Annotated in this window: 8 protein-coding genes; all 8 read right to left on the bottom strand. The window is 42.4% G+C overall.

Translation table 11 applies throughout. The features are described 5' to 3' along the window. Positions 1-55: 55 nt before the first annotated feature. The 8 genes from Q0R52_RS22465 to Q0R52_RS22430 all read right to left on the bottom strand — a co-directional run bounded on the left by Q0R52_RS22465 (position 56) and on the right by Q0R52_RS22430 (position 14,508). Complete coding sequence (locus Q0R52_RS22465; RefSeq protein WP_295798874.1) at positions 56-2,260, bottom strand: FtsX-like permease family protein; 2,205 nt, start codon at positions 2,258-2,260, stop codon at positions 56-58. A gap of 36 nt (positions 2,261-2,296) precedes the next feature. After that, the gene (locus Q0R52_RS22460; protein ID WP_295798809.1) at positions 2,297-2,497 is read right to left on the bottom strand and encodes a hypothetical protein; all 201 of its coding nucleotides are present in this window, start codon (positions 2,495-2,497) and stop codon (positions 2,297-2,299) included. Positions 2,498-2,585: 88 nt separating this feature from the next. Beyond that, positions 2,586-4,391 carry an FtsX-like permease family protein gene (locus tag Q0R52_RS22455; protein ID WP_295798807.1) on the bottom strand — a complete coding sequence of 602 codons (1,806 nt, stop codon included), beginning with the start codon at positions 4,389-4,391 and terminating at the stop codon, positions 2,586-2,588. After that, positions 4,339-5,679 (bottom strand): ABC transporter permease, encoded by a 1,341-nt coding sequence (locus tag Q0R52_RS22450; RefSeq protein WP_295798805.1) that lies wholly within the window; start codon positions 5,677-5,679, stop codon positions 4,339-4,341. The genes Q0R52_RS22455 and Q0R52_RS22450 overlap by 53 nt, the downstream gene beginning before the upstream one ends. Before the next feature lie 82 nt (positions 5,680-5,761). Further along, a complete protein-coding gene (locus tag Q0R52_RS22445; RefSeq protein ID WP_295798803.1) occupies positions 5,762-8,131 on the bottom strand; it encodes an ABC transporter permease in 2,370 nt (789 codons plus the stop codon). Between the two features lie 68 nt (positions 8,132-8,199). Beyond that, positions 8,200-10,623: an ABC transporter permease gene (locus Q0R52_RS22440; RefSeq protein ID WP_295798801.1), complete on the bottom strand. Its 2,424-nt coding sequence runs from the start codon at positions 10,621-10,623 to the stop codon at positions 8,200-8,202. Positions 10,624-11,004: 381 nt separating this feature from the next. Beyond that, positions 11,005-12,030, bottom strand: coding sequence for a hypothetical protein (locus tag Q0R52_RS22435; RefSeq protein WP_295798799.1), 1,026 nt, complete (start codon positions 12,028-12,030; stop codon positions 11,005-11,007). Positions 12,031-12,126: 96 nt separating this feature from the next. Further along, the gene (locus tag Q0R52_RS22430) at positions 12,127-14,508 is read right to left on the bottom strand and encodes an ABC transporter permease (RefSeq protein ID WP_295798797.1); all 2,382 of its coding nucleotides are present in this window, start codon (positions 14,506-14,508) and stop codon (positions 12,127-12,129) included. Between the last annotated feature and the right edge of the window lie 78 nt (positions 14,509-14,586).

Below are 14,586 nucleotides of genomic sequence, written 5' to 3'. Positions count from 1 at the left end.
TTCATGGGCGGAAGGCACTCATTTCCGGCATGCTTTCCTAATCTGCAGTCTCTAATCACTCAGAACGCAGGCTCTTCACCGGGTTTGTAACAGCCGCCTTAATTGTTTGAAAGCTCGATGTAAATACTGCGGCCAGCAACATTCCGGCTCCACTTAGGGCGAATATCCACCAGCTTATCGTGGTGCGATCTGCAAACCCCTCCATCCATCGGTTCATGGCATACCAGGCCATCGGTGTTATTAAAACTGACGCGAGTATAATAAGCCATACCAATTCGGTTGATAACAATGTTACTATTTGTGCTACCGAAGCACCTAGCACTTTGCGTACGCCAATTTCTTTGGTGCGTTGGTTGGTGGTATAAATAGCCAGGCCAAGTAAGCCCAGGCAACTTATAAAGATGCATAAGCCGGTCGCCCAACTTAAAAGCGTGGATGTTTTTTGTTCAGTTTCGTAAAATTTGGCAATGGTTTCATCAAAAAAATGAGATTCAAAATCATAGTCGGGGTAAATTTCTTTCCATGCCCGTTCAATGGCGGCAATGCCTTTTTTCCAGTCGCCACCGTTATTTGCTGTCTGCGGCTTTAAGGCGATATGTAACGAACCAAAATTCCATTTGTCAGGGTAAATAGCCATTGGTTTAATTTCCGAGTGAAGCGAGCCCTGGTGAAAGTCAGCTATTATGCCTACAATCTGCATCTTTTGTTTTTCGCTAAAATCGATAAACTTGCCTAGTGCATCCGTTGGTGTTTTAAAGCCCAATATCTGCGCATAAGTTTTATTAATCAGCATCCCGGTAGTCGAATCACTCAGCATTATGTTGCGGCCGGCAAGCAGCTTTATCTTATAAACCTTAATGTAATTTTCATCACCAGATTTTGTCTGCAACTCAACTTTCACTTCTTTCTTGCCGTCTTTATAGGTTATATCTCTCGAGTTCCAACCGTTCGACGATGGAATATCACCGCCCATAGCAACAAGTTCAATTTGCGGAATAGCGCGAACTTTATCTAAAAATACCTTTTTATTTTCCGGCTTTTTATCGTTCCATGGGGTATCTACGTAAATTATCGCATCTTTTTTAAACCCGAGATCTTTATGCAGCGCGTAATAAATTTGTTTGCTAACCAATATGGTAGCCATTATAAAAAACTGGGCTATCATAAACTGGGTTACGGTTAACGATTTTCTCAGCAAGGCATTCCGGGTTTTGCTCTTGCCGCCAACAGCCTGGTTTTTTAGCACATGTACCGGTTTGTATGATGACAATACCAGCGCGGGGTAAAAGCCCGAAAGAAGGCTCACCACAATAGTTAGCGCTAATAAAAACAGACCGATGCCGGGATGATGTAAAAAGTCAACTTTTAATCCTGGGGGGATAAACCCTTCGAACAATTTCAAAATAACCGGCGATAGGGCGACCGCCACAATAACGGCAAACAAGGTAACCAAAAAAGTCTCGCTAAGAAATTGGCCTATTAGCTGTCCACGTGTACTGCCCAGCGTTTTGCGTATACCAATCTCTTTTGCTTTTTGTGAAGCTTGAGCTGTAGTAAGGTTCACAAAGTTGATACAGCCTAACAACAGCAGGAATGCAGCCAGCGTCATTAAGCTATACAAGGTCTTTGTGCTTACAACCGGTATATCGAAATTAGAGTACCTTTCATTAAAATGCATATCAGCCAGCGGCTGCAAAGCAAAAACCTGGTTAAACCCTTTATTGCCGGCCTTGGGTGGGTTGTGCCTTTTAAGCAAAGCGTTTAATTGTCGCTCGATATTTTTTGGCTGCGAACCTTTACCAAGTTTTAAGAATAATTGTGAATTTGACGATGTGCTGCCCCAGTTTTGAACATCTGGGTTTTCGTTTTTATTTATTCGAAGCGTAGCAAGCGAAATAAAGTCGTGAAACGTAAAATCGGTGTTATCCTTAATATCAGCGACGATTCCCGTTACGGTATTTTTAACAGTGTCATCATAAATTACCTGTTTTCCAACAATTTTATCGATACTTTGGTTTGGGAAATACTTTTGTGCCTGGCTTAATGTTAACACCACCTGGTGCGCATTAGTTAACGACGTTTTTGGAGAGCCAGCCAGCCATTTGTATTCAAACAAATTAAAATACGACGCCTCGGCGTAAACAATATTGCCTTGATTTTTAAATTTTACTGGCGCTTTGCTACCGTCGCGTATTAAAATGTTTCCCCCGGTGGTGCGAAACGGCGCCGACTCTTCTATACCGGTTGCCTCAGTATGCACCGCCAATCCCAATGGCCCTGTTACCTAGGCGAACCATTAAATGAAATAATTGCTAACCACCCTGTAAATCCTGTCACCGTCCTTATGAAACTTATCAAACGTATAATCGTAGTTTACTATCAGGTAAATCACCAGCGCGGTGCTGATACCTATCGATAAGCCTACAACGTTGATCAGCGTAAATAATTTATGCTGCCTGAAGCTCCGGAAAGCGATTTTAAAATAGTTCTTTATCATTGTGATTGGTTCATTAGTTCAATTGTTCATTAGTTCATTGGTGATGCACATGCGCAGATTTTGACTACCAACTGCTACTACCCACTGCCTACTCACTTCTAAGGCTCTTTACCGGGTTTGCAATTGCCGCTTTAATTGTTTGAAAACTTGATGTAAATATAGCAGCTAACAGCATCCCTGTGCCGCTTAGCGCAAAAATCCACCAGCTTATAGTGGTGCGATCGGCAAAGCCTTGCATCCATTGATTTAATGCATACCAGGCAATTGGGGTTACTATTATAAATGCCAGCAGGATAAGCATTATCAATTCAGACGACAGAAGCCTTACCACCTGAGCCACCGACGCGCCAAGCACCTTTCGTACGCCTATTTCTTTTGTACGCTGATTGGTGGTGTAAATAGCGAGGCCGAGTAAGCCAAGGCAGCTGATAAATATAGACAGCCCGGTTGCCCATGTCAGCAATGTTGAAATATGTTGCTCGCTTTCATAAAATTTGGCGATGGTTTCATCAAAAAAGTGATACTCAAAATCATCGTCCGGGTAAATTTCTTTCCAGGTTTTCTGTATACCGGCAATGGCTGTTTTCCATTCGCCACCACCGGCAGTTTCAGGCTTAAGGGCTATGTGGAACGTGCCCCTCATAAAACTGTTATTGCCTTTGTATATGGCAAGCGGTTTAATAGCTTCATGTAACGATTTCTCATGAAAATCGGCCACAACGCCAACCACCTGTAATGTTTTTACACCATTAAAATGGTTTAGCGTGGCGCCCAAAGCTGCAGCTGGTGTTTTAAACCCAAGTATTTGCGAGTATTTTTCATTTATTACCACACCTGTCGAAGAATCAGTGGTGAGTAATGTCCTACCGGCAAGCATTCTTAGCTTATACAACTTCATGTAGTTAGCGTCGCCGAATTTTAGCTGAACATCGGTTTTTATCTCTTTTTTACCATCCTGGTAGGTAACTTCAGTAGAGTGGGTACTGCCTGATGAGGGCGGCGCACCGCCGAGGCTCACCATTTCTACCTGCGGCATTGCGCTTAGCTTGTTAAAAAAAACACGGTTACGCGCATCGGTACGGTTTTTATACGGCGAGGAAAAAGTGATTATCGCATCTTTTTTAAAGCCGAGGTCCTTATGCAGTGCATAATGTATTTGCTTGCTTACCAATACCGTTGCCATTATAAAGAACTGTGCAATTACAAATTGCGCCACCGACAACGATTTACGCAGCCATACTTTACGACTTTTGCTACCGGTTACCTGGTTTTTTAGTACTGAAACCGGTTTGTAGCCCGATAGTACCATTGCCGGATAAAATCCTGACAACAGGCTCACGGCTAATACGAGTACTAAGAGAAATACGACAAGATCAGGCTGATGCAAGTAATCAACTTTAATACCCGTCGTTATAAAGTCAGAAAATATTTTCAGCACAACCGGGGCCAGCGCGGCCGACAGGACAACGGCAACCAGTGTAACAATAAACGTTTCGCTTAAGAACTGGAAAACAAGTTGCGCACGGCTGCTGCCCATTGTTTTACGTATACCAATTTCCTTTGCACGTTGGTTAGCCTGTGCAGTGGTAAGGTTTATAAAGTTAATACAACCTAATAACAACAAAAAGCCTGCAATAATTAAAAGGCCATTCAGTGTATTTTTGTTGGCTATATGCCCGGTATCAAAATTGCCGTAATTGCTATTAAAATGTAGGTCGCTTAACGGTTGCAAGCCAAATCCACTGCTGCTGCCCCTGTTTTCGGGCTTAGGCGGATTATTTTTCTTCAGGATAGCGTTTAGCTGCTTTTCAATACCAGCCACCTTTGCAGTTGGCGATAGTTTAATAAACAGTTGCGATGCAGATGTGGTACCACCCCAGTCGGTAGGCGTCACCGCCCGCTTTAACTATTCCCTTGAGCACCTTAACCGGTAAAAACGATGACATAAACACAGCCGGGTAAATGCCGCTGATGATCCCTATAAAAAAAGGAAGCAATAATATCGGCAGCAAAACATTTCGTTGCAGCAAGCCTTGGATTGAGAGGTGCTGCGCCGACATATTATTAACGAAGGGAATGACTATCGCCGTCAAAATCGCAGCGAGCACCAGCGCCATAAATGTGATGAGCACCGATTCGCTTAAAAACTGTGTGATAATTTCTTTACGCTCCGCGCCTATTACTTTCCTTATGCCTATTTCTTTTGCCCTTAATACTGAGCGCGCGGTCGACAGGTTCATGTAATTGATACAGGCTATCAGCAAAATAAATAAAGCGATGGCTGAAAATATATATACACGATTGATATCGCCATTCTCTTCATACTCGTCATCCAGGTGCGACCTCAGGTGAATATCGGTCAATTTTTGCAAGCTGAGCTTGGTAACCTGGTGAGTTTTTAAGTTGCCCGGCATACCCTGCAAATGCACGTATTTGTCAAGAAAGTCGGGCAACTGTCCCGAAACCCTGGCAACATTGTAATCCTTCGGAAAAAGCAGGAAAGTATAAAATGAATTATTGCCAAAATCGCCCTGAAGCCCCTTTTCGCCATAAATAGCATTGTCTTTCAATGTGTTGAATGACATTAATATCTCCGGGTGCATATGCGAATTTGCCGGAAACGACTGGTAAACCCCGGTAACCTTAAAATCATGACCATTATTATCCAGCCTGATGCCCTTGTTTAAAGGGTCCTCATCGCCAAAATATTTTTTCGCCATAGCCTCACTAAGCATTATGCTGTAAGGGTCGGATAGTCCTCTTTTCGAGTCGCCCTTAACTATCGGCACATTAAAAAACGTGAAAAAGTTCTCGTCGGCAAAAGCGGCGCCTTTCTCGTTAAAAAGCTTGTCTTTATATTTCAAAGCAGTTGTACCAGTTGGCAGCACGCGGGTGATTTTCTTAATATCAGAAAATGCTGTTTGCAGCAACGGCCCAAACGGAGGGGCAACCGAACTTAGGTGCAGGTTCTCCACCCCCGGTGCAGTGTAAAACGTGCGCGTAACCCGGTAGATATCATTCGAGTTTTTATTAAACTTATCATAGCTGCGCTCATTTATGATATAAGCGAGGATAAGCAGGCAGCAGGTTAACCCTACTGTTAAACCAAATATGTTGATGAAGGATATGAATGGATGCCGCTTGATATTCCGAAGCGCGCTCCTTAAATAGTTTCTGATCATGATTTTATATTCATTAGTTCACTTGTTCATTAGTGGTGTATCGATATAGTGCGTCTGACTGTAAACTGCTACTGCCTACTGCCTACTCACTTCTAAGGCTCTTCACTGGGTTTGCCATCGCGGCTTTTATTGACTGAAAACTGATGGTTATTAATGCAATACCAATAGCAAGCGCCCCGGCTGCCAAAAATATCCACCATGATAAATCAATGCGGTAAACGTAGCTTTGAAGCCATTTATTCATGGCCCACCACGCTATTGGCGAGCCAATTGCAATAGCAATAACCACCAACTTTAAAAAGTCTTTCGATATCAGCGTAACTATACCGGTTACACTGGCACCCAATACTTTGCGGATGCCTATCTCCTTGGTCATTATCTGGGCGGTATAGGTAGCCAGGCCCAGCAGCCCAAGGCACGAAATAAATATCGCAATGGTTGAGAAGATATTGAATAAGGTACCGGTACGCTGGTCTGTTTTATACAGCTTTGCATATTGGTCGTCTAAAAAATTATATTCAAAAGGGAAACCAGGATTGTACTGGTTCCACAATCTTGAAGCTGCGGCAACCGCTTTGGCGGCATTTTTACCCGTAGTTTTAACATATACCTGCCAGCCTTTCGGCTCGTAATAAATTATAGTTGGCTCAATCCGTTCTTTAAAGGATGCAGTGTTGAAATCTTTAACCACCCCAATTATTGTCCCTTCAGTCTCCTGTAATTTAAAGCGTTTTCCCAAAGAATTTTTAATCCCGGTAAGTTTAACCGCCGTTTCATTTAATATAAAATGCGCACTGTCTGTTTTTACACCAGTGAAGTTGCTGCCGGCAAGCAGTTTAATCTTCATCATCGGGATAAACTTTTCGTCAACACCCAAATGATGTACAATTACGGTTTCATTAAGATTTTTCCCATCCCAGTTTACACCGGCTGTTGTATGCCCATTATCTACAAGCGTGTTGTCTGTAAAAGCAATGCCGTTTATCGCAGGCTCTTTATTTAACTCGGCTTTAACTGCATCAATATGGTTTTGCAACGCGCCCAGCCTGAAAGCGAATGTTTGCGACCGATCGTAACCTGGGTTTTGTTCCCGCACATATTTTAGTTGTTTACCTATTACCAATGTTACAATTATCAGGGTAACCGAGAACACAAACTGGGTGGTTACCAATATTTTGCGAAAGGCAACATTGCCCATACCAAGGCTTATTTTACCTTTTAAAGCTTTTAAGGGCTCAAACGACGACAACAATAATGCAGGATAAATTGATGAGGCCAGCAATGTGCCTAAAACTGTAACCGACACTACTTTCCACACGCCTGCCTGCAGCAGGTCAAAATGCATTTGCTTGCCCGAAATATCATTATAGGAAGGCATGAGCTGCGTTATAAGCACAAATGCCAGCACTAACGCGATACCGAAAAATATGAGCGTTTCAACTATAAACTGCCCAAACAACTGCATTTTTTTGGCGCCAACTATTTTCCGTATGCTTACTTCTTTCGCCCTGATAATTGAGCGCGCGGTTGAAAGATTTACATAGTTAATGCAAGCAATAAGCAATATCAATACCGCAACCAACAAAAATATGTTTACCGTCTGCGCGCCTGAAGCCGAACCATCCGCTTGATACAGGTGGATAGTAGAAATCGGCTGCAATTGGTAGGCGTTATCCTTTACGTTTACTTTAATCCATGGTGCATTTTTAGCCTGTATCCTTATTAGCTTCTCGCCTATCGGTTTTAACTGCATGCCAGGTTTAATATCAAAAAATGTGGTAAAGCCAAAATTACCCCAATCGCTGTCGAGCGATTTCCAGAAATCATTCTTGTTGTAACTTTTAGCAACAATATCCATCGGGAAAAGCATATCGTAGTTGATGCTCGAATTCCCCGGAAAATCAGCAATAACTCCGCAAACTGTAAAATTGTCTTTATGATCTAATTGCAGCACTTTACCTACTGGGTCATCATCACCAAAATACCTTTTAGACGTTGATTGGGTAATTATAACTGATTGGTTATCTGGAAAAGGATTGTCCGGGTTACCTTTCAGCAACTTAAAATCAAACATTTTAAAAAACGACGGGTCGGTAAAGGCCGTATTCTTTTCCTTTAATAGTTTATCTTTATAGGTAAACACACCATTGAAACCGCTTGTAATGCGTACTGCATTTTTAACCCCCGGAACTTCGCGCAGCGCATATGTTGCAACCGGTCCCTGGGTGTTATCCCAAACCCGTTTGCTGGTACCGCTGCCCAAAAATGAATTTACGCGATAGATATTTTTGCCATTTTTATGAAAAGAATCGAAGCTCAATTCATCCTGCACCCACAACAAAATAAGCATACCTATTACCAGGCCCATAGTAAGCCCTGCGATATTGATAATAGAGTAAAACTTGTTTTTTACAAGGTTACGCCAGGCTATTTTTATATAGTTTTTTATCATTTTTTAGTTCATAGTTAATGTTTCATAGCCGGAGATATTTTAACTAATCTCTAACCTCCGATCTCTAATCACTCGGAACGCAGGCTCTTCACCGGATTTGCCAGCGATGCCTTTATGGATTGGAAACTTATAGTTATGGCCGCCACCAGTAAGGCAATAAAACCGGCTAACAGAAATACCCACCATTGAATATCCATACGATAGGCAAAATCCTGCAACCATTTACTCATGGCATACCATGTTATCGGCATTGCTATAAACGATGCAATTACAATCAGTTTCAAAAATTCTTTGGATAACATAAAGGTGATACTGCCCGATGATGCGCCCAGTACTTTCCGGATACCAATTTCTTTGACCCGTTGACGTATCATAAATGCGGCTAACCCAAACAAGCCCAGGCTCGCTATAATTACCGCAATAATGGCAAACGACGTAAATATTTTCCCGGTGCGCTCCTCTGCTTTATATAGCGAACCAAACTTGTCGTCCAGGAAAGAATAGCTAAATGGCTCACCCGAACTATATGCATCCCATTGAGCTTTAATATCAGTAACCAATTTGCCCACGTCCCGTGTTTTTACCCTAACGATAAGGTTACCCGCCGGTTTGCCAATTGGCAATATCATTAACGGCGCTATTTTTTGTTTTGCAGATGTAGTATTAAAGTCTTTAATAACACCAACAACGGTATAATGCCGCTGGCCCGAGCGGATAATGGTTTTACCAATAGGGTCTTCATTACCTATTCCTAAGTCGCGCACCGCTGCCTCATTTATGATAACAGAAATGGAGTCGGCCGGTGATGGCGGGTAGAAATTACGCCCTTTTACTATTTGCATTCCCATCGTAGGTACATATGAATTTTCAACCCAGTAAATACCTGTAGCTATTTCGGAGCGTGAGCCTTTGTCGGCCAGTTCCTTTACATTAATTACGGTTCCCCCCGCATTGTTGTAGGTCGGTATATTATCAGATATAGTAGCATTTACCACCCTGTTATCACTTAGTAACTGCTGCTTCAACGGCGCAATATTGTTACCAAGCACGTACCCGTCATTTATCACCAGTACCTGGTCTTTATTATAGCCAAGCTTTTTGTTCTGCATATAATGCAGCTGCTGGTAAACTACAAATGTTGCTATGATAAGGGCAGTTGATATGGCAAACTGGAACACAATCAGGCTGCTGCGCAAGTTGCTTTTATTTGCCTGCATACTGCCACCGTTACCTTTTAGGATGGAAATTATTTTAAAAGATGATAAAAAGAACGCGGGATAAATACCAGCAACTATGCCAACAAAAAGCGCTAAACCAACTGCTAAAAGCAACGACTTATAATTAAGAAAAAATTCAAAAGTGAATTGCTTGCCCGAAACATCGTTAAAATATGGAAGCAGCAGGAAAACCAACCCGAACGCAAAAACAGTTGCCAGCAACGTAAGCATTACCGACTCGGTTAGGAACTGCGATACAAGCCTATTTTTTGCTGAGCCTAACACTTTGCGGATACCTATCTCTTTCGAGCGTTTGGCGGCGCTTGCTGTCGACAGGTTAGTGAAATTTATGCATGCCAGCAGTAATATAAATATGGCTAAAGCACCAAAAATGTAAACATAGTGAATGTCGCCATTGGGTTCAAACTCAAACCTGGCCGCAGAGTGTAAATGAATACTGGTAAGCGGTTGTAAAAAGAAAATAAATGTTTTTGCCGATTTCCTTGCTTCGGCAAGGCTAATACCCATATCGTGCTGCATTTCGGGCACCACATTCCTTTCAACAAGTATCGGTAAGCGAGCCTCCAGTTGTTTAGGGTCAGCATTTTTATCAAGCAGCAGGTATGTATAAAAACCAATGTTGCTCCAGCTTTGCCTTGACGATGGCTTAATATATGTTGACATACTGGTAAATATGTCAGCATGAAAGTGCGAATCATCCGGAACTTTGTCAATTACACCGGTTACGTTAAAAACAACGCCGCCAATTAAAAGTGCTTTACCTACACCCGGTGAATTGCCAAAATACTTTTTTTCAATGGCTTTGGTTATCACTATTGAGTTGGGCGCCGTGAGGGCAGTTTTGATATCTCCGCTTAATAATGGAATGGAGAACATCCGGAAGAAATTTGGTTCGGCGCCTATTATGCTATTTTCTTTAAACTTTTTTGTTTCGTAACTCACAAATGCAGGTGGGTTAGTGGTCATGCGGGTATAGTCTAACACCTGCGGGAAAGCGCTTTTTATGCCAGGCCCCACGGCAACATCCGGATTAGGAAATTCGGTGGTAGTATTGCCGTTAATTGTGCGAAGTACGACGCGATAAATTTGTTTGGCATTCACCGGGTAGGTGTCATAACTCAATTCGCTATACAGGTATGCGCTGATGAGCATACAGCAGGTAAGCCCCACAGCCAACCCAAAAACGTTAATAAACGAGAATGCTTTATTTCTGCTTAGGTTCCGCCACGCTGTTTTAATAAAATTTTTTATCATGAGTTAGTTCATTTTTTCAATCATCCTTTAGGTCACCGGTTGCAATCTCTTTGAAGCAAACTACCTGCTCACTTCTCAACCCGTTTTATATAATTCCTAAACAATTACAATAATTTTTACAGATAGGTTTAAAAGCCATACCAATTATATAAAATACTATTAATCAGGAAATTATATTATTTATTTTATTTAATGTGTATCATATCCGAACACAGTGTGTTACGCGTCCGAACAGTTCGTACAGCGTTTGTCTTACATCAATTAAATGATTGTAAACCGATATAAAATCCTTTATCCTCTCATCTTAAAAAAATTCCGGATAAAAAAAGCCCCGGTGTTTCTACATACACCGGGGCCGCTTATTTAGAACTATTTAATCTGTTAGTTAAAACTCAGGTTAAGGCTGTCGCTGGCATCAACTTTTACGCTTACACCACCGCCGTTCAAACTGCCTTTTACACGATCTTTTTCCCACTCGCCGCTAAATTTGCTTACACGGGCAGTGTTAATCCTGCTGGCCGAAAGGTCTAGATCCATCCCTTTGTCTCCAGGTACCTTTAAATCAACATGACCGCCACTAACATCCAGTTTAATATATTTTCCTAAGCGCGTCATATCAACATGCATACTGCCGCCGCTTGTTGAGGCTTCAAGACTGCAAGCCATACGTGTTAAGTTTACGCTGCCACCAGAAGTACCGGTAATAAGTTCGCCTTCAATATCGCTGGCTTGTATGCTGCCACCGCTTGTTTCCGCCTTTATTATGCCGTTCAGGCCTTCCATATGCAGCGATCCCCCGCTTGTTTCCAGTTTAATTTTTCCCTGGCAGTTTTTGGCGCGCACACTGCCACCACTTGTTTCCAACTGTATATTGTCTTTTGAGTTTGATACTTCAATGCTGCCGCCAGAGGTTTCGCCCTTTATAATTCCTGCAAGGTTATCAATATGCAAGCTGCCGCCGCTGGTGCTAAACTCTTCATTACCGGTCAGGTTATCAAGGTGGATACTGCCGCCGCTGGTGCTTAAATGCGTAGCTACCTGCCTTGGTGTGAATATTTTGAAGGAAATGCTCAATTGCCTGCGCCAGTTAAAGCCGCCTTCGTGCTTTCTTTTAGCAGTGGCACGCAATTCATGGTTATTTACTGTAATATTCAAAATGTAATCTTCAGCAATACGTTTGTCAATTTCTTCTTTCGATAGGTCCTGACCATTATTCCCGTTTACATAAACTTCTATCCGCGGTGATTCGCCCGAACCACTTACACTAATACTCCCTCCAGAAGTGTTCACAAATACATCTTTAATGCCATCGCCGGCCAACGATTTTGTTTGGTATGGGGCTTTTTGGGCAAAAACCACAGAACCAGAACAGGCGAGTAATAATATCAAAAGGTACTTTTTCATCATTTTAAGTTTGTTTAACTAATAGACAGCTATTATACGGATACGTTGCATCAAATTACAAATAATTTGGTCATTAGTCGTTTTTCTTATGACTAACGACTACTCCGACTTCAAACTCTTTACCGGGTTTGCAAGGGCGGCTTTAATTGCCTGGATGCTCACGGTAATGGCCGCCACCAGTAATGACGCCGCACCGGCAACTATAAATATCCACCACTGGATGTTAACCCTGTAAGCAAAATCTTCCAGCCACGAATGCGCCATAAACCATGCAATTGGCGAAGCAATTATTGTGGCGATGACAACCAGCCCCAAAAAGTCTTTTGATATCAATGTTATGATATTGGGTATAGTTGCGCCCAAAACTTTACGGATACCAATTTCTTTGGTGCGTTGTACCACAGCATAAGCTGTTACAGCAAATAAACCAAGGCAGGCCAGCATAATAGCCAAGGCAGAAAAGGTTGTAAATACGCCTGCGGTACGCTGCTCGCTTCGGTACATGGCATCGTAATCGTCATCAAGGAATTTATAGGAGAATGGCCTTTCGGGTACCCGGCTCTTCCATATTTGTTCGATATGTTGAATAGCAGCGACTGTATTCTGACCATCAATGCGTACAAACATTTTTTGGGTCTGAAAATGGTCGAGGAATATCAGCAACGGTCCGATCGGATCGTGAAACGATTTAAAGTTGAAATCTTTAACAACCGCCTTAACCCTGCCCAGCGAGCCCTTTGAAAGCTGCTTGCCGATTGCTTGCTGTGGTGTCCATCCCAATGCTTTTGCGGCAGTTTCATTTAGCATAAATGAGTATTGGAAGTTTTTACCGCCATTGGTTGTATCTATTTGTAAAACATCGGTTTGGTTATAATCGGTACCGGCAATTATTTTCAGCTGCATGGTTTTTATAAAATCCTCATCCATTGGCAGCGCGTTAACGGAGATTGCTTTTCCATCGGCAGTAGTTATGCCATCACCCCATCCAACGTTTATCGGCTCACTATTGGCAGTTGCCACGCCTTTAACTCCGGGAATGTTGGCAATCTCGTTTTTGAGCCCCTTTACTTTGGGCAGAATCTGCCAGTTTATAGGCAACACAACCACATTACTCTTGTTATAGCCGATATCTTTATTACGAATAAAGGAAAGCTGCTGCAGGATAACTACCGTGGTTATAATCAGGAAAATGGAAATTACAAACTGGAATACAATTAGCGACCTGCGGACACCCTGGCCCGATGTAAACGAAAAACCGGATTTCAAAATCTTAGCCAATTTAACGCCCGACAATAGTAAAGCCGGGTAAGCACCCGCTGCAAAGCCTATCCCAACGCCAAGTAAAATAATACAGCCTATTATAACGGGATCAAGCAGGGCGCTGAATTGCAATGTTTTTCCGGCCAACTGGTTAAATGACGGCAGTAACAAAAAGGCAAAGCCTATTGCCAGTATCACCCCTATAGCCGTAACAAAAACCGACTCACCGATAAACTGCCTGAACAATTGCCCTTTTGCCGCCCCCATAACCTTACGGATGCCAATTTCTGCCCCCCTACCGGCCGATTGTGCAATTGACAAGTTAACATAGTTCACACACGCTATAATCAGTATCAATACCGCCACCACAATCATTATGTAGATATACGTAACACTGCCATTGGGCTCAGGTGCATCAGGAAGATTTGAATGCAGGTGAACACTGGTTAACGGCTCAAAATGGTAGGTAAGGTATTGACTGCCTTCCATTTTTAATTCGGAACGGCTTACCCTGTTCATATAAACGTTTACCTGCTTTTGCAATGGCTCAAGCTGGGTGCCGTTTTTCAACAGCAGGTAGGTGATATAATTGGCTTCCCACCATTTTTCCTGTTTTGATGCATCGAGGTTATTAAACGATGTAATAAAGTCGAATTTTATTTGCGAGTTAGATGGCGCATCGGCAGCAACTGCCGAAACCATAAAATTTTTAGTGCCGATTTTTAATATTTTACCTATGGGGTTTTCTGCGTCAAAGTATTTTTTTGCAGCACTTTGGGTAACTATAATTTTTTCGGGTACACTTAAACCTGAAGCATCACCATTCAACAATTTGTATGAGAATATTTTAAAGAATGAAGGATCGGCATAAAGGATAGCCTGCTCGTCGAACACCCGGTTGTTGTACGACATTATACCCGACCGCTTCTCAATCCTCACAAAATCACTAACTGCGGGGAACATCCGTTTAAACTGCGGGCCAACTTTGGTGCCTGTGACCGCTATTTTTTGCGGCGCCCCACCCTGGAAATAGTCCATCGTTACCCGCACAATCCTGTCGGCATTATCATTAAAACGGTCGTAGCTTAACTCATCTTTAATATAAATGCCAATTAAAAGGCAGCTTACAATGCCGATAGTTAAGCCTATAATGTTTACAAACGCATATAGCCGGTTCTTTTTTAAATTTCGCCAGGCAATTTTGAAATAGTTTTTTATCATGTTAGTTCATAGTTAATGGTTCATAGTTCATAGCCGCTGTAATTCGCACCTCGCTTTTGTCTTGACTCTTGGCTCTTG

The organism is Mucilaginibacter sp. (assembly GCF_025359345.1).
GTDB lineage: Bacteria > Bacteroidota > Bacteroidia > Sphingobacteriales > Sphingobacteriaceae > Mucilaginibacter.
The sequence above is the reverse complement of the archived record's forward strand: the minus strand, read 5'-3'. Positions and strand labels throughout refer to the sequence as shown.

Bases quoted from the DNA above. Each gene is read 5' to 3' on its own strand.
- Q0R52_RS22460 (WP_295798809.1), bottom strand. From the start codon at position 2,497: ATGATAAAGAACTATTTTAAAATCGCTTTCCGGAGCTTCAGGCAGCAT.
- Q0R52_RS22450 (WP_295798805.1), bottom strand. From the start codon at position 5,679: ATGATCAGAAACTATTTAAGGAGCGCGCTTCGGAATATCAAGCGGCAT.
- Q0R52_RS22445 (WP_295798803.1), bottom strand. From the start codon at position 8,131: ATGATAAAAAACTATATAAAAATAGCCTGGCGTAACCTTGTAAAAAAC.
- Q0R52_RS22440 (WP_295798801.1), bottom strand. From the start codon at position 10,623: ATGATAAAAAATTTTATTAAAACAGCGTGGCGGAACCTAAGCAGAAAT.
- Q0R52_RS22435 (WP_295798799.1), bottom strand. From the start codon at position 12,030: ATGATGAAAAAGTACCTTTTGATATTATTACTCGCCTGTTCTGGTTCT.
- Q0R52_RS22430 (WP_295798797.1), bottom strand. From the start codon at position 14,508: ATGATAAAAAACTATTTCAAAATTGCCTGGCGAAATTTAAAAAAGAAC.